This window comes from Paenibacillus sp. GP183 (assembly GCF_900104695.1).
In the GTDB taxonomy this organism is placed as follows: Bacteria; Bacillota; Bacilli; order Paenibacillales; family NBRC-103111; genus Paenibacillus_AI.
Genome location: NZ_FNSW01000001.1, coordinates 1,903,122 through 1,922,595 on the forward strand (window position 1 = coordinate 1,903,122; position 19,474 = coordinate 1,922,595).

Here is a 19,474-nt window from a genome sequence, read left to right on the forward strand (position 1 = left end):
CGAGGCTTACACGAAGGAGCGAGATACATTGTTTCAAGATATTACCTTAGAGGAATTAATGGATCTGAAGCAAAAAAAAGAGCTGATCACCATCGATGTGCGCTCTCCATCCGAGTTTAAGGATGCTTCCATTCCGGGAAGCGTGAATATTCCTCTTTTCGATGATAACGAACGTGCCGAAATTGGGACTTTATATAAACAGGTGAATGTTCAAGCAGCGATGGATCGAGGGCTTGAGATCGTTTCAGCCAAACTGCCTGCATTTATCAGTACTTTCAGGGAGATCAAAGAGCAAAAAGCCGTATTTTGTTGGCGAGGCGGAATGCGAAGTAAAACCACGGCTACCGTTCTATCCCTAATGGGGATTCGTGTGTACAGATTAATTGGCGGAGTTAGAGTCTATCGAAAATGGGTTGTAGACGCGATTGACCAAATGGAACTCCCGGACAAAGCTTACGTGCTCAATGGAAATACGGGCTCCGGAAAGACGGATATTATTCGCCGCCTTAAGAAGCTGGGTTACCCTGTTCTGGATCTGGAGGGCATGGCCAATCACAGAGGTTCCATATTTGGACAGATTGGACTGGAAGCGAATAATCAAAAAACGTTTGAATCTCTGCTGGTGCAGGATGTGCGGAAGTATAAGGATTCACCCTTTCTGTTGTTGGAAGCGGAAAGCAAACGAGTAGGTAAAGTGGTTTTGCCTGAGGTTATCAATCATTACAAAGAAAAAGGCACACAGCTCGTTATCGATCTGCCTATGCCCGAAAGAATTAAATGCATCATGGAAGATTACCGTCCTCACGAAAATAAAGAGGAATGTATTCATGCGTTTACAGGAATAAAAAAACGTATTCATACACCCATTGCTCAGGAGATTGAGACCCATTTGATGTCAGACCGTTTTGAGGAAGCTGTTCAGCTGTTGCTGGAGCATTACTATGATCCACGCTATGAGCATGCGACTCATCAATATAATCCTGATCAAATACGGGTTAAGGCTCAAACCATCGATGAAGCAGTCGATGAGATTGCGAATTTTTTAAAGAATCATGATCAATAATAAAAATAAGCGGGAGGCTAGACAGTTGAAGCGATTTAAGGATGTTCCTATTTCAATATTGGATCTGGCGCCTGTCGTTAAAGGCGGCACTCCTGCAGATTCTTTTCATAACTCCCTCGATCTTGCCCGCCATGCGGAAAAATGGGGGTATCATCGCTACTGGCTTGCCGAGCATCACAATATGCCCGGCATCGCCAGTTCGGCCACATCACTCGTCATCGGCTATGTAGCAGCTGGAACTGAAAAAATCCGCGTAGGCTCCGGCGGGATTATGCTTCCCAATCATGCACCCTTGATGATTGCTGAGCAATTCGGGACACTCGAATCCATGTATCCGGGCCGGATAGATCTGGGGCTGGGAAGAGCCCCGGGCTCTGATCAACCCGCCATGCGGGCGATACGGCGCGGTCTAGGAAGCGACGGAAGTGATTTCCCGGAGCAGCTAAGTGAGCTGCGCTCCTATCTGGACCCTGCTTCCTTCGATTCGCGTCCACCAGGAGTCCGAGCTATCCCGGGTGAGGGTCTAACCATCCCGATCTGGCTTCTGGGCTCCAGCGGCTTCAGCGCTCAATTGGCTGGCCAGCTTGGCCTGCCTTTTGCCTTTGCCAGTCATTTCGCACCGGATTATATTCTGCCTGCACTCCATTTGTACCGCAGCAACTTCCGCCCTTCGGAAGTTCTGGACAAGCCTTACGCCATGATCGGCCTTAACATCGTTGCCGCCGACACCGAGGATGATGCCAAGAGGCTTGCAACCTCTCAGCAGATGCAATTTCTGAACATTATCCGCGGACGTACCGGCCAGCTCGGACCGCCTGTTGATAGCATGGATACACTATGGGAGCCGCATGAAAAGGCCCATCTCCAGAGGATGATGACCTACTCCATTGTGGGTAATAAATCCATTCTTCGTGACAAGCTGGAATTTTTCCTGAAAGAAACAGAAGCCGATGAATTCATCGTCGCTGCCCAGATTTATGATCACCAAGCTAGACTAAGGTCTTATGAGCTTTTGGCCGAGGTTAAAAAAGAGCTGGCCTAAAATTTAGACGTCATAAAAGAAGCTGTCCCCAATGTGCATGCATTGTGCATCAACATTGGGGACAGCCTTTTCTTTTTCACTAAAGCTAATGCAGCCCTGCTTCTTTCATTGATTAAAATTGTAGGTCCAAAAGCGTTCAGTTCCAAATCGCTCTTGGACTTCCGGGTCCTCCCAAGCATTGCCGCCCAATATCTCTGGCGCATAGAATTGAGTGCGATGAGATTCTATAGATTGCTTTTTGATATGCAAAAAGTCTTTGACGTTATTTAGCAAATCAGGTTTCCCGATAAATTGCTCGCAATTCTTGGAAAATGCCAAGCAGTGAACCTTAGGTCTTTGTTCGGCAGGCATTTTCCTTATTGTGCTGATAACAGCGGCCCCTGTAGCATCATGATCGGGATGAACGGCGTATCCTGGGTAAAAGGTAATCACAAGAGACGGGTTAATCTCTTTGATAATTTCAAGAATACTGCCTTCCAGTTTATACTGATCCTCGAATTCGAGCGTTTTATCATGGAAGCCAAGAGTGCGTAAGTCCTGAATGCCAATAACCCGGCAAGATGCTTCCAATTCCTTCTTGCGAATTTGGGGAAGTGTAACCCGATTGGCAAATGGAGCGGTTCCCATGTTTCTTCCCATTTCCCCTAAGGTCAAACAGGCATATGTAACCTTGGTACCATTTTGTATATGTTTGGATAGTGTCCCCGACAAGCCGAACGCTTCGTCATCCGGATGCGGCAGTACAACTAGAATGTGACGTTCCATGAATTTCTCATCTCCTCATGTTTTAGAAGGGTGCCTTGCTTAACTGTAAGGAAACAACCAGCTTGCCTGAAGTATCATGGCCGGCCAGGATCAATCTCTCCTTTTCGGTTTCTTCACAATGTGTAAGACCTTCTGTGTATATCCAGCCCCGCTCCATTTTTAAACCGACACGATAAGGTCCTGTTCCTGCAATAACACCATTAGAATAGCGAACCACCACATTCGATATAAAATTAGCTGCAGGGTGCTTGGTGCTGTCCCTGTGCGAAGCGTAGGCGCCGGTTGTCATTTCCAGATGAAGATACAGATCTTGATTCTTCAAAGAATTGATCATCTGTTGAACCTCTGCTTGATTGATGAGCTGCATCTTAGGCCTCCATGTATAAGAACATTGTTATATTGCTTAGTTTCATGAATACACTCATTTTACCATACTTGAACATAAAGCAAAAATGGCATTTTTAAAGCCTGAATCTTTGTCCTTTAGATAATTCTTCAAATTACTTTTTTGGGTACAAGGAATCGTTTATTTGGGTACAAAGAATCGTTTTTTTGGATTTTATGTAATGTACACCACAGAATAAATCAAATGAATATGGTAAGGTTATAAAGATGTTTAGAGAAAAGAGGGTTGAAGTAAAAATGACTACAAACGATATTATCAAAGAGATCAATACGATCCAGGATAGTTCAAGCTATATTGAGAGAACGATAGATTTATTATACGAGGTACAATTATCCCGCGGTCCCTTGATCGAAGTGGTGACGATCTTCAAATACGAAAAGCCTTGCCTCTACTCCACATTAAAAAAAAGATTCCACTATGATGTCAGTTTTGAATACGATCTTGCCAAAAAGAGCCTGGGGTTATAAACCATCAGCATAGGAAACACTTCTTCGTGCACATTCTCTTTAAATGGAATGTGCATTTTGTTGTTTCTAAATACTATAATAGAGGTAGTAGTGGATAGGACTTCATTTTGAACATCGGAGGTATCAGATGAAAAAGATCATGATAGGGCTGACGATTCTCAGTTTGCTAATCTGGAATACTTCTGCCGTTTTCGCTAATTCCACTCCTGCTGATCCCGTAAGTCAATTGATAGAATTGCCTGCTTCCAGCTATAATAAGCAGGACGCCAACAGTATGATTAACAGAATCAAACAATTCCAGCCGGATATTCTCGCCCGATTGGTGCAAAACGGCGTGAAAATAAGGCTCATCACGGGAAAGCTGACGGATGAGCCGGAATACAAGGCGCTCAAAGGTGTCACACCTCGAGGATGGGAAGGAACAGGTAAAACCTGGGATGATATTCCAGGAGTCGGGGGCAATCCCGTCATTTTGAGAATCGGATATAGCGACACCGGGAACGGACACGGTTCTTTAAACCTTGAATTGCATGAGACGTCACATGCCATTGATATTCATGTTTTTAACAATATTAGCCAAGGCACAGAGTTTATCCAGCTTTTCAAAAAGGAGGCTAAACTATTATTTCCGGCTAATGCTTACATGGATTCTTATTCCGAAGAATATTTTGCCGAATCCTCCTGCATGTTTGTCTACAGCTTGGTGACGAGGAATAAAATAAAGCGGGTTGCACCGCTGACCAATGCATTCTTTGCCAGACTTTACGGGCTCCCGGCATCACCACCGGTACATTTTACGGATCTGATCGATACCTACTGGGCATACGATACAATTTATAAAGCGGTTAATGAGGGCTATTTGAGTGGATATGAGGACGGTTCTTTTAAACCGGACAAGGAGATTACTCGAGCTGAATTTTTGAAAATGGTAACCTTAGCCCTTGGCTTCAAGCCGAGACAACCGATGAACAATGAGGTTTGGTATGCACCTTATTTGGAGTTTGGTGCAAAAGAGTTCATTCTAAGAGATCAGAACTTAAGCAATACCAAGTGGAATGATCCGATCACGCGTAAGGAAATGGCCGAGTTTTGCGTGCAGGCATTAAAGCTGAACGAGGGCACGGATGCCATGCAAACTGCTATAAATAAAGGCATCCTGCAAGGAACAGATAAGGGCTTCGAGCCAAATCTCACCTCCACGCGCGCACAATCCGTGACCATCATCGAAAGAACATTAGCTCTTCAACCAACAGGAACAGTAACGAAGTAGGAATTGATAAGCTGATTCCCGCTTTCCGTGTTCATTTTTTCCTCATGACATCCAAGGCTTCACTCTTACCCAGAATTTGAGTAAGTTCCTTGAGGAACATATTGATATCCTTGAATTGTCGATAAACGGAAGCAAAACGGATATAAGCCACCTCATCGACTGGATAAAGCTGTTCCATCACGATTTCCCCGATATCGCGGCTGTCAACCTCGGCATGAGCCGTATTTCTGAGTTGCATTTCCACCTCAGAGACAATCATCTCCAGCCTCTCCATCGAAACAGGACGCTTCTCGCAGGCTCGAATAAGTCCGCGAAGCACTTTGTCCCTGCTGAATTCCTCACGGCTTCCATCTTTTTTGATCACAATCAAAGGGGTTTCTTCGACCATTTCAAAGGTGGTGAAGCGCCTAGCGCATTTCTCGCATTCCCTGCGGCGGCGAATGGATTTGTTTTCGTTGGCGGGACGGGAATCCAGTACTTTTGTGCCGGCATTATCACAAAAAGGGCATTTCATTTCGATTCACTCCTTTGTATGGAAAGCGTATTGCCATTAGTTACATCTCATGAACCCCTCGAAAGTGTACATAATAGAAGTACCAACGAAAAGGAGGTGAACAGACATGGGACAAGGTCAATCAAATAAGAATAATATCCTTGTAGTTCCTCAAGCAAACCAAGCCTTGGAGCAGCTGAAATATGAAGTCGCTCAAGAGCTGGGTATTGCCATTCCTCAAGATGGATACTACGGCTATATGGCTACTCGTGATACTGGTGCCATTGGTGGTCACATTACACGCAAACTAGTTCAAATCGCAGAACAGCAATTAGCTGGACAAATGAAATAAATGTTTGGAAGCAAAACAACGCAATGATCTACAAGAGTATTGGACTTGGTTCGAAAGGGCCTGTCCAATGCTTTTTTCTTTGTTTACTCTAGGGCAGCTTGCCAATCCTTGCTGTATAAGTTTTGATACTTATGGTAGTAATAAAGCACACGATGCACATAATGTCGGGTCTCTCCAAAAGGAATATGGTCCAAATCCGTTTCCCGGCCATCCCAAATCCCGCTCTGTTTCCAATGGTTCACATTGCCTTGCCCTGCATTGTAGGCAGCAATGGCATAAACGACATTACCATTGTATAGCTTGGTTAGCCAGTTCATATACCATGTACCCAAAGAGATATTCACTTCCGGCCTAAGCAAGTCGGCTGATTTAAAAGGTCGAACACTAGCTGCTTCGGCAATCCAATTCGCAGTATCTGGCATGATCTGCATAAGGCCCATTGCCCCCTTGCTCGACTCCAGCTGATATTTGTAATTGGTTTCCACACGAATTAAGGCGGCAATCAAAAAAGGATCTATGTTATGTTTCTCTGCGCTCGACTTGATTTCCTTCTTATAATAAATTGGATATATTTTTTTCCCTATAAAAGTGCTGTTCATAAAAAGAATAACGATAAAGCCGATGAGTAGAAGCGCAAACACTCTTTTTTTACGAAAAAATTTCATGTAAGCCCCTTCCCTACCCAAAACTCGCGGACGAGCTGCTGCGTTTCCTCCAGTGTCCCTTGATTATCGATCACGTAATCGGCTTGCTCTTTCTTAAGCTCAATAGACATTTGCGCTTCCAGACGATTCTCGGCTTGCTCCGGAGTAAGACCGCTTCTCTTAACCAGCCTGTCCAACTGGACCTCTCTCGGAACGTACACCACCATTATTTGTGAGAACATCGTTTGAAGTCCGGATTCATATAATAAAGGAACATCCACCACGACCAGCTTGTCGGGATAGAGCTTTTCGAAGGTCTCCATTCGCTCCCGCATCAGAGCCCGGATAGAAGGATGCAGCAACCCCTCCAAATCCTTGCGGGCTGCTGAATCGGCGAATATCAGCTCACCGAGTCTTTTGCGGTCTAATGTCCCGTCCGCTTGAATAACAGCTTGTCCAAATCGCTCCGCAATTTTTGTAAGAGCAGGACTCCCCGGCTCTACAACCTCTCGGGCTATTCGGTCCGCATCTATCAAGATGGCACCGCGGCTGACAAGCATGGCGCTAACCGTGCTTTTGCCGCTGGCGATCCCTCCTGTCAACCCGATGTTCATGACTTCAGCTCCCGCCTGAGTTTTGATTGTTGATGAGAAACGCACTCGTCATTTAGGTCGGCGCAGCCGTTTATCCTTGGTTCACATCCATTTTAGGATTCCCATTAGGATCAATACGCAACCTGGCAAAATGGACAGCTTGCGCATCCACATAGTCCCTGCAAAGCGAAGCCCCATGCGCAGCCCAATCGCAATAAAGAGACCGCTGGATAAGGTGATGACCAATGCGGTCAAAACCGGAGCTAATCCGATTAATGCCGCCCCTATTCCGGCGCCAAAAGCATCCAAAGATAGCGCAATCCCAAGGAGAGTCGCCTCGGAGGCTGAAATGTTGCCAGATCGATCCACATCTGCAGCTGCAGGTGTTTTGAGGATTTGAATGACCAAACCGAATCTTTTCAGTTCGATGTACAAGATATTTGTAGGGCTTTTAGGTGCACTCAAGAGGGAGTCAGCTTCTGAAGCAATAGCTTCCGCAGCACTCGATTCAGAGTCCACATGCTTGTTGGAATGCAACAATTGAAACAATGCCCAAAGGCCAATGCCAATCAGGATAGTAGCTCCCACTTTGGAGGCGGCTGCAGGATGAATCCATGAAGAAAGCAGCAAACCAATCTGCATCGAGCCAAAGATGATGACACCGGAGCAAAGAGAAATGATACCGACGGAAAGCAGCGGAATTCTAATTTGGCGCAAACCATACATGACGCCGACACCAAATCCGTCCAAGCTGACTGCAAAGGCAAGAAGGATCAATGAAACCATGGGAAGCATGTTACCCCTCCTTAGAGCTTTTCGAACAAAAGCTTTCCTCGTAAGCATATGCTGAGCTTTTCGAAGAAAAGCTTTCCTCGTAAGCATATACTGAGCATAACTCATATTGCCCATCATATGGGAGGAGGCAGGGGATTGTGCCTACTTCTTGGGTTTCAACGGCTTGCTTGGGTGTTTCAGCGGCTGGCAGGTCAAGCAAATATGAGTTCCCCGGCCGCCTACAACGGTTTTGTAAATCTCGCTGCCGCATTGGTAGCAGGACTCGGACTTACGTCCGTAAATTTTCAACTGGTGCTGGAATAAACCGATTTCTCCTTGTCCGTTCACGTAAGACTTTACCGAAGAGCCGCCAACCTCCACGGAATCATGAAGAGTGCGAATGATCGCCTGATGAAGCAGCAGAAGCTCCTGCCTGGTGAGTGAGGAAGCCTCACGTTCAGGATGAATCCCTGCAAGAAATAAGGACTCATCTACATAAATATTGCCGATTCCAACGATATATTCCTGATTGAGCAACAGCGGCTTGATCTTCGTCGTCCTCTTCGCAATCCGTTTGCTAAACGCATCGAAGGTGAAGGAATCGTCCAGAGGCTCCAGGCCTAACTTGTGAAGCGGCGGCTGCACCATTTCTTCCCCCTTGGGAAAAAGGTGCATGGTGCCGAATTGCCTTACATCTTTATAGCGCAGATCCGTTTGATCCGTAAAATGAAAGATGACGTGCGTATGACGTTCCATCGGCTCTTCAGCAGGGTAAACGCCATAACGCCCTTCCATCCGCAGGTGTGAGACCAGCACATAATCACTTAAGACGAAGCGCAAAAACTTGCCTCGCCTTTCAATGGCTTCTATCGTTTGACCCTGCAGCAGGGTCTCGAATATTTGAGTGTCGGATGGCTTTTGAATAATTCTTGGTAATAATACTTGTACCGATTCTATCGTTTTTCCGGTTATGAGCATGTTCAAGGTTCTTTTGACTGTCTCAACCTCAGGCAGTTCCGGCATGTGCGGTCCACCCTCCTTTACTTGGCTTCGTACCAGGTCAAGCCGTAATCGACATCAGCCCTAAGTGGAACAACCAGCTCCAAAGCGGATGCCATGACCTCGGGAACCATTTGCTTCATGATTTCCATTTCCTCTGCCGGCACTTCAAATACAAGCTCATCATGCACCTGAAGCAGCATCCGGCTCTTCAGCTTTTCATTTTCAAGCCGCTTGGCCATTTGCACCATAGCTAGCTTGATAATATCCGCGGCAGTACCTTGGATAGGAGTATTCATGGCCGTTCTCTCGGCAAAGGATCTTAAATTGAAATTAGATGCCGTAATTTCCGGCAGGTAGCGGCGTCTTTGCAGCAATGTGGTTACATATCCATTCTTTCTTGCATCCTGCACAATGTCATCCATATATTTACGAACCCCTTGGAACACGTCAAAATATTGTTCGATAAAGGCATTCGCATCTTTACGCGTGATAGCTAAATTCTGGGATAATCCATAGTCGCTGATCCCGTAAACAATACCGAAATTGACGGCTTTCGCCTGACGGCGCATATTGGAATCGACCTGATCTTCACTCACGCCGAATACATCCATGGCCGTCTTGGTGTGAATATCCATATTGTTCACGAAAGCTTCGATCAGATTCTCATCCTTGGAGATGTGAGCAAGCACACGCAGCTCGATCTGCGAGTAATCCGCTGCTAGGATATACCAGTCAGGCTCCGCTGGCACAAAAACCTTGCGAATTTTGCGGCCTTCCTCGAGGCGGATCGGGATATTCTGCAGGTTGGGATACTGGCTGCTTAAACGACCTGTAGCCGATATGGTTTGCCGATAGTACGTATGCACTTTACCGGTTTCCTTGCGGACCTCCTTCAGCAAGCCTTCCACATAAGTGGACTGCAGCTTGGCGAGCTGCCTGTAGTTGAGAATCTGCCCTACAGCATCGTGGTAAGGGGCAAGTCTCTCCAACACCTCGGCGTCCGTTGAATAGCCGGTTTTGGTTTTTTTATAAGCGGGAAGCCCCAGCTTCTCGAACAAAATCTCACCGAGCTGCTTGGGCGAGTTGATGTTGAATTCGGTGCCGGCGAGCTCGTAGATGCGCCGCATGATGCTTTCGAGCTGCTTCGCCAGCTCGTCGCCGAACTGCCTTAGCGCAGCCGCATCGACCTTGATGCCCTGCATCTCCATGTCACTCAGCACGCTCGCCAGCGGCAGCTCCAGCTCATAGAAGAGCCGATTCAACTCGCTCTTCTCCAGCTCCCGCTGCAGCACGGGCACGGCACGGCGAACGGTGTTCGCCTTGCGGCCCAGGTGCTCGCTGAGCGCGGAAAGCTCCGGCAAGCGGAACTTCGCTCCTTTGCCGAACACCTCTTCGTCTGCCCGAATGCCAGGCAGACCGTACCCCAGCGCCAGGCCGTTCACGGTCAGCGTCGATTCCGTTGGATCGAGCAGATAAGCGGCCAGAATGCAGTCAAAGTCGACTCCATTCAGGGGAGCGCCTTTCCAGGCCAGGGCGAGGCTCGCCCGGTGGGAGTCGAAGATTTGCTTCTTCTTCGACGCGTCGGCGAGCCAAAGCTTGAGCGGAGCTGCCGCTTCACTCAGCAGCAGCTCGAACGGCAGGTACCAGCAGCCTGCCTCCGTGGCGAAAGAGAAGCCGACAATATCCGCTTGATGCGGATTGTCGCCCAGCACTTCAACGTGCATCGCTGCAGATTCGCCCAGCGCCATCACGGTTTCGCCAATGGTGGCTTCCGTCACGATGGCAATGTCCAGTTCATCCTCGGCTTGTCCACCCGCATCCATGCCGCTGAGATCGAGCTTCTCCAGCAAGGATTTGAACTCCAGTTTGCGGTAGAAGGCAGACAACGCCGCAAGGTCGACGCCTGAATACTGAAAGGAGTCCCAGTCCGAGGACATGGGAACTTCCCTGAAGATCGTCGCGAGCTCCTTACTCATGATCGCGCTCGCGGCATGCTCCTCCACTTTTTCTTTCATTTTACCCTTAAGGTCTGATGAATGAGACAGTACCTCTTCCATGGAACCGTAATCGTGAAGCAGCTTCAACGCTGTTTTCTCTCCGACTCCCGGAATCCCCGGAATGTTGTCCGAGCTGTCGCCCATTAAACCTTTTAGATCTATAATTTGCTTGGGCACAAGGCCATATTTTTCTTTAATTTCTTCCGGATTGAAGCGATCCACCTCACTGATGCCTTTTCGGGTAATGGCGATGGTGACATGCTCGGAAGCGAGCTGCAGCATATCCTTGTCTCCTGATACAACGAGCACCTTTTCCCCTTTATCATCCGCAAGCTTGGTTAAAGTGCCAATGATATCGTCGGCTTCATAGCCAGCCAGCTCAAATTGCTGGATTTGAAAAGCCTTAAGCAATTCCTTGATCAGCGGAAATTGCTCGGATAATTCAGGAGGCGTTTTGGATCGCCCGCCCTTATATTCGGTAAACCCTTTGTGACGAAATGTAATTTTGCCTGCATCAAAAGCAACAAGAAAATGGGTGGGTTGTTCCTCTTCAATGAGCTTAAGCAGCATGGTCGTAAAACCATAAACGGCATTCGTGTGAAGGCCGCTTGAATTACTTAGCAGCGGCAGCGCGTAAAAGGCTCGATTCGCTATACTGTTACCATCAATAATCACTAGTTTATCCATAAGTGCGCACCCCAATTTTAGACATACTCTCTTTATCATAGCATACGAAACTTAAATAAAAAAACGAATTTGCACATAAACATGTAAGGAATGAATGGTTAGATCAGGGCAAGGGAGGAGCGCCATGAAGAGTTTATTTTCCCCTTCGCAAAAAAAAGTCATATTTATGGATATGAACAACACCCTTGTGGATCGCAGACGGTGTTTTGATTTGGCTTTTATTGAGACGATTGACGATTTTACCGCAAGATGGGAGCCGGATGATTTCACTTGGTCCTCACAAGATGCCCTGCAAAGCTATAAGCTGGAATGGAGCAGGCAGCGAAAAATAACCTCCCGAAATGCCATGTCTCAGGAGGAAATGCGGAAAAGCTGTTTAAGTAAGGCGCTCAGTCCGTTTCCGGTAAGTGTCAATACGGGGTTTTCGCGGACATTTTTTGACCAGGTGGAGAAGCTGGAGGATCATCATGTTTCCTTATTTGCCGGAGTTAAGGAAACTCTCGATCAGCTGGCGGAGCGTTATAAGCTGGCCATTATCAGCAATGGGGTGAGGAGCCGAATGGAGTTTAGTTTAACGAAGCTTGGGCTGGATCAATGGATCAGCAGAGATCGGTTATTCAGCTCAAGTAAAGAAGGCATTCGTAAGCCCCAGAGGGGAATGTATGAGATGGCTTTGCAAGTGATGCAGGTCACTCCGGCGGAATGTGTGATGGTAGGCAACTCGTGGAAAAACGATGTGGTCGGTTCCACGAAATGCGGTCTCGATGCGGTGTGGATTTACCCGGCTCATTTTAAAAAGCTTTCCGAGCGAAGGATTGGCAAACAAAAGGTGATCATCATCCGCACCTTTCCCCAGCTGGCTCAAATTTTTTAGCTTAGATTTCATTTCCCAGATGATGAATATAATAGATGCTGCCCTGATGCGCTTTTGCTTTCTTTTTGAGATTAGCCGCAGCAAACGATATTTGCTCCAAAGAACTGGGGGAGTCAGAAAGGCAGACAACCAGCGATAAAGAGAGGGTCACACCATCACTTTGAATGTGATTTCCGCTGCGATCCTCTACGTAATCCCATTCCTCCCCCCCATAAAAGAGGCGGACGCCCTGTTCAAAGCGTCGAATCATTTCCTGACAGAGCAATTCCGGATCCTGTGCAGTCGAAATGACAATGAAATCATCACCGCCAACATGTCCTACAAAATCGTAAGGCGTTCCGCAAACCGCTATCGAATGCTGTAGAATATCAGCCGTATATTGAATGAGCTGGTCCCCTTTTTGAAAGCCGAAACGATCATTAAACCATTTGAAATAATCCAGATCGGCGTAAATAACGCTGAAAGGCTTTTGCTCCATTAACCTTTTGTTTAATTCGCGATTGATTTGCAGGTTGCCAGGTAAACCGGTGAGAGGGCTCGCTACCCGCGCGGTCTCCATTCGCACATTGGTGATGCTTTCAAGGATGGTGCGGATCGAAGCCACTCCCGCCAGCTTCCCGGAGCTGGTAATCACGACAAGGTCATACAAATTATGAATAGAACGGGACGTTGCCATCTGAGAAACCATTTCTACAGCCATACCCTCGTCCACAATAAGCGGCTCAGCATCCATTACTTGATCAATCGAACGATTTGAGAACAGGGAGAAACCATACTGTCCTGAAAGCTGCTGGAACAGTGTTTCCCTCATAATCAATCCTACGGGGACATCCTCCTTGACGATCACAGCCCCAATCGCATCGGGATTTTGTTTGAAATAGCTGGAAACATGTGAAATAAGTACCTTCCTGTCAAAAGTTTGCGCAGGTGTTACCAGGTCGCCAATGGACCAAGATGGACCATTGCTGACGATTTTGCGATGCTGCAAAATCAAATTAAGATGGTCAGGATGAATATTAGCCGGCTCTTGCTCTGGCCTTCCCAGCAAAAATCCTTGGGCATAATGAACTCCCATTCGAGTGAGCTTGGCGAGCTCGTCCAGATCCTCAATCCCCTCGGCAATCAAGTGAATATTCATTTTCTGAGCGAAGGTAACGAAGGTCTCGAGTATGTACTCTTTAATTTTATTTTTGTGTATATTTTCTATCAGGGATCGGTCGATCTTAATAAAATCCGGCTGGAGCTCCGCAATCGCTTGCAAAGAAGAATACCCGGCTCCGGCATCATCGATAGCTATTCGATATCCTTGTTTGCGATAGTGCTCGAGTATTTTTTGGGCCGATTGAAAATCTTCAATGGAACTTCTTTCCGTAATTTCAAAGACCACATTACTTGGACTCAGGCCGTAAGATTGCAGAATCTCCAAAGTCTTCCCAGGAATAAATTGAGGATCATAAATGACCTGTGATGAAATATTAATAAAGAGCAGCTGCTGCTTGTTCTCAAGGAATGAGCCCTGTATCGCTTTCTCGCGCGCGAGCTTATCAAGGACATACAGCGCTCCTTCTTTTTCTGCAAACTCAAAAAGCTCCAGCGGTGAATGCAGCAAACTATGAACAGGACCGCGCGTAAGAGCCTCATAGCCGAATACTGCTCCATCCTGTAATGAAACAATAGGCTGATATAAACTATAGATAGAGTGCTCTTCCAAAATATTTAGAAGCTCTGCCTTTTTCAACTTTTCTTTTCCCGCCCATTCAGGTGAAGTTTGATTATAATTTCCCATCGCCTTGTGCTGTCATCCTCATCATCTTGCATTCGTTAAAGTAAGTGTAGCAAAGGAAATGATTACTAAGATTAACCAACTGTAAAATCCATGTAAAGATACAAAAAGGAGCAATGTGGAATACTTTGTTGAAGGGGAACCGACTAAGTGGAAAATCGAAAATCCCTGGAAGAATGTTTTTCACACTAAGCTTGCATCAAACTTCACATTAACCACTTAACTTGCTTGTTTTTGATTAAAAAATACTTAATAGTAATAATTTTACAGTAACTCAATTTCCGTAACAGCTAAAAAAGGAAAGTGGAGTTAAGACAGCGCGTATTCCCATAAAATGGAATATTCATTTATCTTGGCCTAAAGTAAGATCATTCGTTGCGACTCTTGCTTGGCTCTTCCCGCCGTGTCCACTTTTTGTCTTCCTTTTGACTGGCGCGTGGGTGGTCGATTCAGCTCCTGCTTAAACACCTTCCACGGGTGGTACATGTACGTTCGCAGCAGTTGTAAAAGGTTCCACTGACTTTTTCCTGTTTGCAAAGCTAGCTTTACAAGCATACTCACAGCAAAAGCAATCAGGGACAAAAAGAGTTGGTTCCACACTGAATCAGGTTGGCAGCCATGCAGGTTCACTAGCTTCAAATGCTGTTTCATCCATTTAAAGAAAAGCTCAATTTTCCAGCGATTCTTGTAAATGTAGGCAATCTCATTTGCAGTTAAATCCCATCGACTTGTTATTAACCGGTAGCGGCGGCCCTTGTCATCCTCAAATTCAACCAGACGTAATGGAGTTGTGGTCTTGTTTGTAAGTACATCCACATCCTGAAGCAGCCGGAGTGGCCCAACGCTTGCCACACTCTTACGTTCACTACCGCTAATGGGATATAGATGTGTTCGATCCCGCACACGCACCACGAAAAGCTTATTGTCCGTTATCCAGGTTTGGAAATTAGGGAGGCTTTCATAACCCCGATCCATGACATAGGTGACATCATCTTCCACAACCATATCTAGCACGACCTTATTTTCCCGTACATTGACCGTAGAAGCAATGACCTTATCCGGGAATACGGTGTCAGGATCTGCAACAACCACACGAACATGAAGACGAACCCCTGTTTTTCGCGACCCACAGCGAGCCCAACTGCCTAATAAAGCGGGAAGGGAAATGTCCGTAGCATCGATGATATGCAGACGCCCAATGTTCGGCGTAATTCCAGCCCCCGACTTCGTTTTCTGGTCGATTTGGCTGATGAGTTGAAAGAAGATCTGCTGTAGGGTTTGGGTGCATAAGCTATTCGTTTTGCGAGAAAGCTGTGCGCTGCTGATGGACTCCAGGCCGATCGCTTGTTGCAATTGCGGATGCGCACGCAATTGTTCGGTAATGACATCATACGTAGGGAGTTGCAGCAATTGAGCGATCACATGAAGCTCGATAGCCGTACCTGAAAACAACTTTTGGGTTCGATGATCGTCGAGTACAGAACGATAACCTGAAACATTGAGAGTACGTAGGCATTGACAAATGACGCGAATATCTTTAACGTTATCCATGGTTAAGCTCCTTATTGGAGAAATGATGGATAACACGCCGTCAATTCAACAATAAGGGCTTTTTTGTTTTTTATCCACGAAATAACATCAATTTATTCCATAAATAGGAATTAATGAGAACAATATTTTCATGTCAGGTTTGATGCAAGCTTAGTGTGTTTTTCAATCTTCCAAGGAGTTAAATCCAGGATCCAGCGAACTGAAACGATGTCCTTCATCTTTAAGTAGCATATCAGGAAAGGTATCTTATCTGCAAGAAAGTTTTTCATGTTTAAAGTTAGGGGAATGCTAGATTGACTAGCTGCATTACCTCTTATCCAAAATCTTTTTCAAAAAAATAGAGGTAAGCTCAGCTTACCCCAAATGCCTTTATCCCTATTAGATATTCAAGTCCTTGCGTTTGCCGGTCACCATGTAGATGACGCTTTCGCCAATGTTGGTCGTGTGGTCAGCCACACGCTCCAGGTAATGGGCGACCAAGATCAAATGCGTAAGCTGTCTATTGCGGTTGAAATCACTGCTCATCATGCTGATAAGCTCTTGCACCACTTTGCTGTACAGTTTATCGACACTGTCATCCTTCTCTGCCAATGAAGCTGCGCGATGAACATTGCGCTCCGTGTAGGCAACCAAGCTCTCGCGCAGCATTTCAATGGCGATATCCGCCATCTCCGGGATGGTTTCGAGCGGCTTCACGAGTGTTTCTCCGGAGAAACGAAGCGTCATCTTGGAAATATCAACGGCGTGATCGGCAATGCGCTCCAGATCAGTGGCGATCTTGAGGGCCGTGCCGATAATTCTCAGATCGCTGGCCATGGGCTGCTGCAGCGCGATAAGCCGGAGGCTGAGCTCATCGATTCTCGTCAAGGATGCGTCGATCTTGTCATCATTATCAATCGTCTCTTTTGCGAGATTTTCATCAAGCAGGCTTAAAGACTCGACCGCCTGGAGGATCAAATTTTCCACGCTGCTTCCCATCGCCAATAACTCTTTTTGCAATAAATCCAAAGACGTATGAAAACCTGATCTTGTATCCATTAGCAGCACTCCTTCATGATTATCCGAAACGTCCGGTAATGTAATCTTCCGTACGCTGATCGTGCGGATTGGTAAAAATCTTGTCGGTTTGATCGGTTTCAACCAGGTACCCATTCAGGAAAAAGGAGGTCATATCGGAAATCCGCGCGGCTTGCTGCATATTATGGGTCACGATAATTATAGTATAACGTTCCTTTAAGATTTGCGTAAGCTCCTCCACTTTTAAAGTTGAGATGGGATCCAATGCGGAGGTAGGCTCATCCATTAATAGCACATCAGGCTCGACGGCCAAAAGGCGTGCGATACATAAACGCTGTTGCTGTCCACCGGACAACCCCAGCGCGGATTTATGCAAACGATCTTTGACCTCATCCCACAGGGCGGCTTGAACCAGACTGTGTTCAACGATTTCATCCAGTACGGGCTTCTTCTTGGTGCCATGGATACGCGGACCGTAAGCTATGTTATCATAAATGCTCATCGGGAATGGATTAGGGCGCTGGAATACCATGCCTACCCTTTTTCTCAGTGCAACCACATCGGAATCCGACGAGTAAATATTTTGCCCATCCACAAGAACTTCACCATTAATCCGTACACCGTCAATCAGATCATTCATCCGATTCAAGGTCCTCAAAAAAGTCGACTTCCCGCATCCTGAAGGCCCGATCAAAGCCGCAATTGTATTAGCCCCAATATTAAGATCTATATCATGCAGGGCATGGTTATCCCCATAAAAAAGGTTTAGTTTCTCCGCTTTAATCTTATGCATCGTCGCCACGATTATTTACCCCCGGATAATCTTTTTTGTAAAATTCGGCTGGGAATAGCCACTAAAAAGTTAAAGATCAGCACCACGATTAACAACAGGGCCGCACTGCCCTGAGCAATGTGCTTGGCATCGGGTACAAGCGATTCTGCTTGCACATACCAGAGGTGCGTAGACAGCGTTTCCCCCATTTTGAGCGGGTTGAAGTCGGGGAAGAAACGGGAGACGGATAATCCCGCCGTATAAATAAGAATCGCAGATTCTCCTAATGCGCGACCGGCAACCAAGGTAACCCCTGTGATCAGGCTGGGCAGAGAAGCCGGAATTAACACTTTGCGGATGGCTTGCCATCTGGTTGAACCTAGCGCGAGGCTTGCTTCCCAGTAAGATTCGGGGACTGCGCGAATGGATTCTTCCGTGACCCTTACAAGAACAGGAAGGTTTAGCAGCGACAGCGTCGCGGCACCGCCAATAATCGAAAACTTCAATCCGAGAAAGTTCACAAAGAGTAAAAAACCGAACAATCCGAACACAATTGAAGGTACGGAGGCAAGAGCTTCAACCGAAATCCTCACGATATCGGTAAATTTGTTCTTTTTCGCATAAATCGCTAAATATATACCTGCTCCAAAACCAATGGGGACCGATATGAGCAAGGACAAAAACAATATATAAAAAGAGTTGAACAGCTGAGGCCCTACACCCCCGCCTGCCATAATTTCCTGAGGTTTACCGAAGATAAATTTCCAGGACAGCTGTGGAAGGCCGTCACCTAAAATTTTGATCAAAAACCAGGCCAAGAGAAATACAATAAAGCATCCTGCCGCCCAGAAATAAATTGTAGCCAGACGATCGGTCGTTTTACTGTTCATTTCAGCTCACTCCTTTTGGCAACCATACGTATAACTATAATGGAACCCATCGATATCAACAAGAGCACTAATGCCATAAGAAAGAGCGCATTGTTCCATGTCGAGCCGTAATTGGTGTTCCCCATATCTTTGACAATAGCTGTAGTTAAAACTGTGGTGGATACCAGCAAGGATTTAGGCATTTGCGGTGAGTTCCCAATGACCATAAAAATAGCCATCGTTTCTCCGACGGCGCGTCCCATCCCAAGTATAATTCCTGTTAAAATGCCGGGTCTGGCTGCCGGTAGCAAAACACGCCATAAAGTCTGCCACCTTGTAGCTCCAAGCGCAAGTGAAGCTTCCTCTAATCGCTCCGGAAGAGATCGAATGGCATCCTCCGATATGGAAAGAATTGTAGGTAAAATCATGATAGCCAGAATGATCGCGGCGGGTAAAATGCCATATCCGATGCCGCCCGTCATCTTACCTAGCCATGGGACGATAACCGTAAGTCCGATCAATCCATAGACGACAGAGGGAATACCGACAAAAAGATCCGTTGCCGGACGAAGAATTTCTCTCATCCATTTCGGTGCGATTTTGGCCATAAACATAGCTCCGGATAGAGCAAGCGGCACAGAAAGCAAGGCCGAAATGATGGTTAATAAAAAGGTGCTGTACAAAAATGGCAATGCACCGAATTTATTGGTCGAAGGGGTCCAATCTGTAGAAAAGAAAAACTCCAATGGACTTACGGTCTGAAAGGTCTTAAGCCCTTGCAAGCCGACAAATGCAATAATGGAAAAAATGATCACAGATACAAGAATAGCGCTTCCGATAAATATCCATTTAAGCAAATGATCCTGTCGGTGCTGAGCTTTGGTCCATTTCGCAGACTTGGGCCGATTGGATTCTGATGTTTTTTTAAGCTTGTCTGCCACTGGCGCCAATGGTAGATCCCCCTTTATCAAATTACACACTATTCTTATGATAGGCTACGAATGTAAATGGATTGTCAATGAATTGTAAAGGGAATGTAAACTTTCTATTCTT

General features: G+C 46.3%; 20 protein-coding genes. 6 read left to right on the plus strand and 14 right to left on the minus strand.

Annotation, left to right across the window (positions count from 1 at the left end; genetic code table 11):
- Positions 1–28 precede the first annotated feature (28 nt).
- Together mnmH and BLV33_RS09505 are read left to right on the plus strand one after the other, a co-directional pair.
- Complete coding sequence (mnmH, locus tag BLV33_RS09500; RefSeq protein WP_090790417.1) at positions 29–1,063, plus strand: tRNA 2-selenouridine(34) synthase MnmH; 1,035 nt, start codon at positions 29–31, stop codon at positions 1,061–1,063.
- Positions 1,064–1,088: 25 nt separating this feature from the next.
- Positions 1,089–2,105: an LLM class flavin-dependent oxidoreductase gene (locus BLV33_RS09505; RefSeq protein WP_253187017.1), complete on the plus strand. Its 1,017-nt coding sequence runs from the start codon at positions 1,089–1,091 to the stop codon at positions 2,103–2,105.
- A 105-nt stretch (positions 2,106–2,210) separates the two neighbouring features.
- Here the strand turns inward: BLV33_RS09505 and bshB2 are convergent, their stop codons facing one another.
- Together bshB2 and BLV33_RS09515 are read right to left on the minus strand one after the other, a co-directional pair.
- Positions 2,211–2,870 carry a bacillithiol biosynthesis deacetylase BshB2 gene (gene bshB2, locus BLV33_RS09510; protein ID WP_090790420.1) on the minus strand — a complete coding sequence of 220 codons (660 nt, stop codon included), beginning with the start codon at positions 2,868–2,870 and terminating at the stop codon, positions 2,211–2,213.
- A 22-nt stretch (positions 2,871–2,892) separates the two neighbouring features.
- Positions 2,893–3,237, minus strand: coding sequence for a YojF family protein (locus BLV33_RS09515; protein WP_090790422.1), 345 nt, complete (start codon positions 3,235–3,237; stop codon positions 2,893–2,895).
- Between the two features lie 275 nt (positions 3,238–3,512).
- Here BLV33_RS09515 and BLV33_RS09520 point away from each other — a divergent pair, with 275 nt between their 5' ends.
- Together BLV33_RS09520 and BLV33_RS09525 are read left to right on the plus strand one after the other, a co-directional pair.
- Entirely contained in the window at positions 3,513–3,743 is a 231-nt protein-coding gene (locus BLV33_RS09520; RefSeq protein ID WP_090790424.1) for a hypothetical protein, read from the plus strand.
- Between the two features lie 127 nt (positions 3,744–3,870).
- Positions 3,871–5,013, plus strand: coding sequence for an anthrax toxin lethal factor-related metalloendopeptidase (locus BLV33_RS09525; RefSeq protein ID WP_090790426.1), 1,143 nt, complete (start codon positions 3,871–3,873; stop codon positions 5,011–5,013).
- Positions 5,014–5,044: 31 nt separating this feature from the next.
- Here BLV33_RS09525 and nrdR read toward each other — a convergent pair whose 3' ends face one another.
- Complete coding sequence (gene nrdR, locus BLV33_RS09530; RefSeq protein ID WP_090790428.1) at positions 5,045–5,527, minus strand: transcriptional regulator NrdR; 483 nt, start codon at positions 5,525–5,527, stop codon at positions 5,045–5,047.
- A gap of 106 nt (positions 5,528–5,633) precedes the next feature.
- Here nrdR and BLV33_RS09535 point away from each other — a divergent pair, with 106 nt between their 5' ends.
- Complete coding sequence (locus BLV33_RS09535) at positions 5,634–5,858, plus strand: alpha/beta-type small acid-soluble spore protein (protein ID WP_090790430.1); 225 nt, start codon at positions 5,634–5,636, stop codon at positions 5,856–5,858.
- A gap of 83 nt (positions 5,859–5,941) precedes the next feature.
- Here BLV33_RS09535 and BLV33_RS09540 read toward each other — a convergent pair whose 3' ends face one another.
- The 5 genes from BLV33_RS09540 to polA all read right to left on the minus strand — a co-directional run bounded on the left by BLV33_RS09540 (position 5,942) and on the right by polA (position 11,555).
- Entirely contained in the window at positions 5,942–6,523 is a 582-nt protein-coding gene (locus BLV33_RS09540; protein WP_090790432.1) for a lytic transglycosylase domain-containing protein, read from the minus strand.
- Positions 6,520–7,116: a dephospho-CoA kinase gene (gene coaE, locus BLV33_RS09545; protein ID WP_090790433.1), complete on the minus strand. Its 597-nt coding sequence runs from the start codon at positions 7,114–7,116 to the stop codon at positions 6,520–6,522. The genes BLV33_RS09540 and coaE overlap by 4 nt, the downstream gene beginning before the upstream one ends.
- Before the next feature lie 81 nt (positions 7,117–7,197).
- A complete protein-coding gene (gene ytaF / locus BLV33_RS09550) occupies positions 7,198–7,890 on the minus strand; it encodes a sporulation membrane protein YtaF (RefSeq protein WP_090790435.1) in 693 nt (230 codons plus the stop codon).
- Between the two features lie 141 nt (positions 7,891–8,031).
- Complete coding sequence (mutM, locus tag BLV33_RS09555) at positions 8,032–8,892, minus strand: DNA-formamidopyrimidine glycosylase (protein WP_090790437.1); 861 nt, start codon at positions 8,890–8,892, stop codon at positions 8,032–8,034.
- Between the two features lie 17 nt (positions 8,893–8,909).
- Positions 8,910–11,555: a DNA polymerase I gene (gene polA, locus BLV33_RS09560; protein WP_090790439.1), complete on the minus strand. Its 2,646-nt coding sequence runs from the start codon at positions 11,553–11,555 to the stop codon at positions 8,910–8,912.
- 124 nt (positions 11,556–11,679) lie between these two features.
- Here polA and BLV33_RS09565 point away from each other — a divergent pair, with 124 nt between their 5' ends.
- A complete protein-coding gene (locus BLV33_RS09565) occupies positions 11,680–12,429 on the plus strand; it encodes an HAD family hydrolase (RefSeq protein ID WP_090790441.1) in 750 nt (249 codons plus the stop codon).
- A gap of 1 nt (position 12,430) precedes the next feature.
- Here BLV33_RS09565 and BLV33_RS09570 read toward each other — a convergent pair whose 3' ends face one another.
- The 6 genes from BLV33_RS09570 to pstC all read right to left on the minus strand — a co-directional run bounded on the left by BLV33_RS09570 (position 12,431) and on the right by pstC (position 19,371).
- Entirely contained in the window at positions 12,431–14,215 is a 1,785-nt protein-coding gene (locus tag BLV33_RS09570; protein ID WP_090790443.1) for a GGDEF domain-containing protein, read from the minus strand.
- A gap of 354 nt (positions 14,216–14,569) precedes the next feature.
- Positions 14,570–15,763: an IS4 family transposase gene (locus tag BLV33_RS09575; RefSeq protein WP_090787168.1), complete on the minus strand. Its 1,194-nt coding sequence runs from the start codon at positions 15,761–15,763 to the stop codon at positions 14,570–14,572.
- 378 nt (positions 15,764–16,141) lie between these two features.
- Entirely contained in the window at positions 16,142–16,801 is a 660-nt protein-coding gene (gene phoU, locus BLV33_RS09580; protein WP_090790445.1) for a phosphate signaling complex protein PhoU, read from the minus strand.
- A 19-nt stretch (positions 16,802–16,820) separates the two neighbouring features.
- The gene (gene pstB, locus BLV33_RS09585; RefSeq protein WP_090798818.1) at positions 16,821–17,573 is read right to left on the minus strand and encodes a phosphate ABC transporter ATP-binding protein PstB; all 753 of its coding nucleotides are present in this window, start codon (positions 17,571–17,573) and stop codon (positions 16,821–16,823) included.
- An 11-nt stretch (positions 17,574–17,584) separates the two neighbouring features.
- Positions 17,585–18,442 carry a phosphate ABC transporter permease PstA gene (gene pstA / locus BLV33_RS09590; RefSeq protein ID WP_090790447.1) on the minus strand — a complete coding sequence of 286 codons (858 nt, stop codon included), beginning with the start codon at positions 18,440–18,442 and terminating at the stop codon, positions 17,585–17,587.
- Positions 18,439–19,371: a phosphate ABC transporter permease subunit PstC gene (pstC, locus tag BLV33_RS09595; protein WP_090790449.1), complete on the minus strand. Its 933-nt coding sequence runs from the start codon at positions 19,369–19,371 to the stop codon at positions 18,439–18,441. Before pstC ends, pstA begins: the two co-directional genes overlap by 4 nt.
- Between the last annotated feature and the right edge of the window lie 103 nt (positions 19,372–19,474).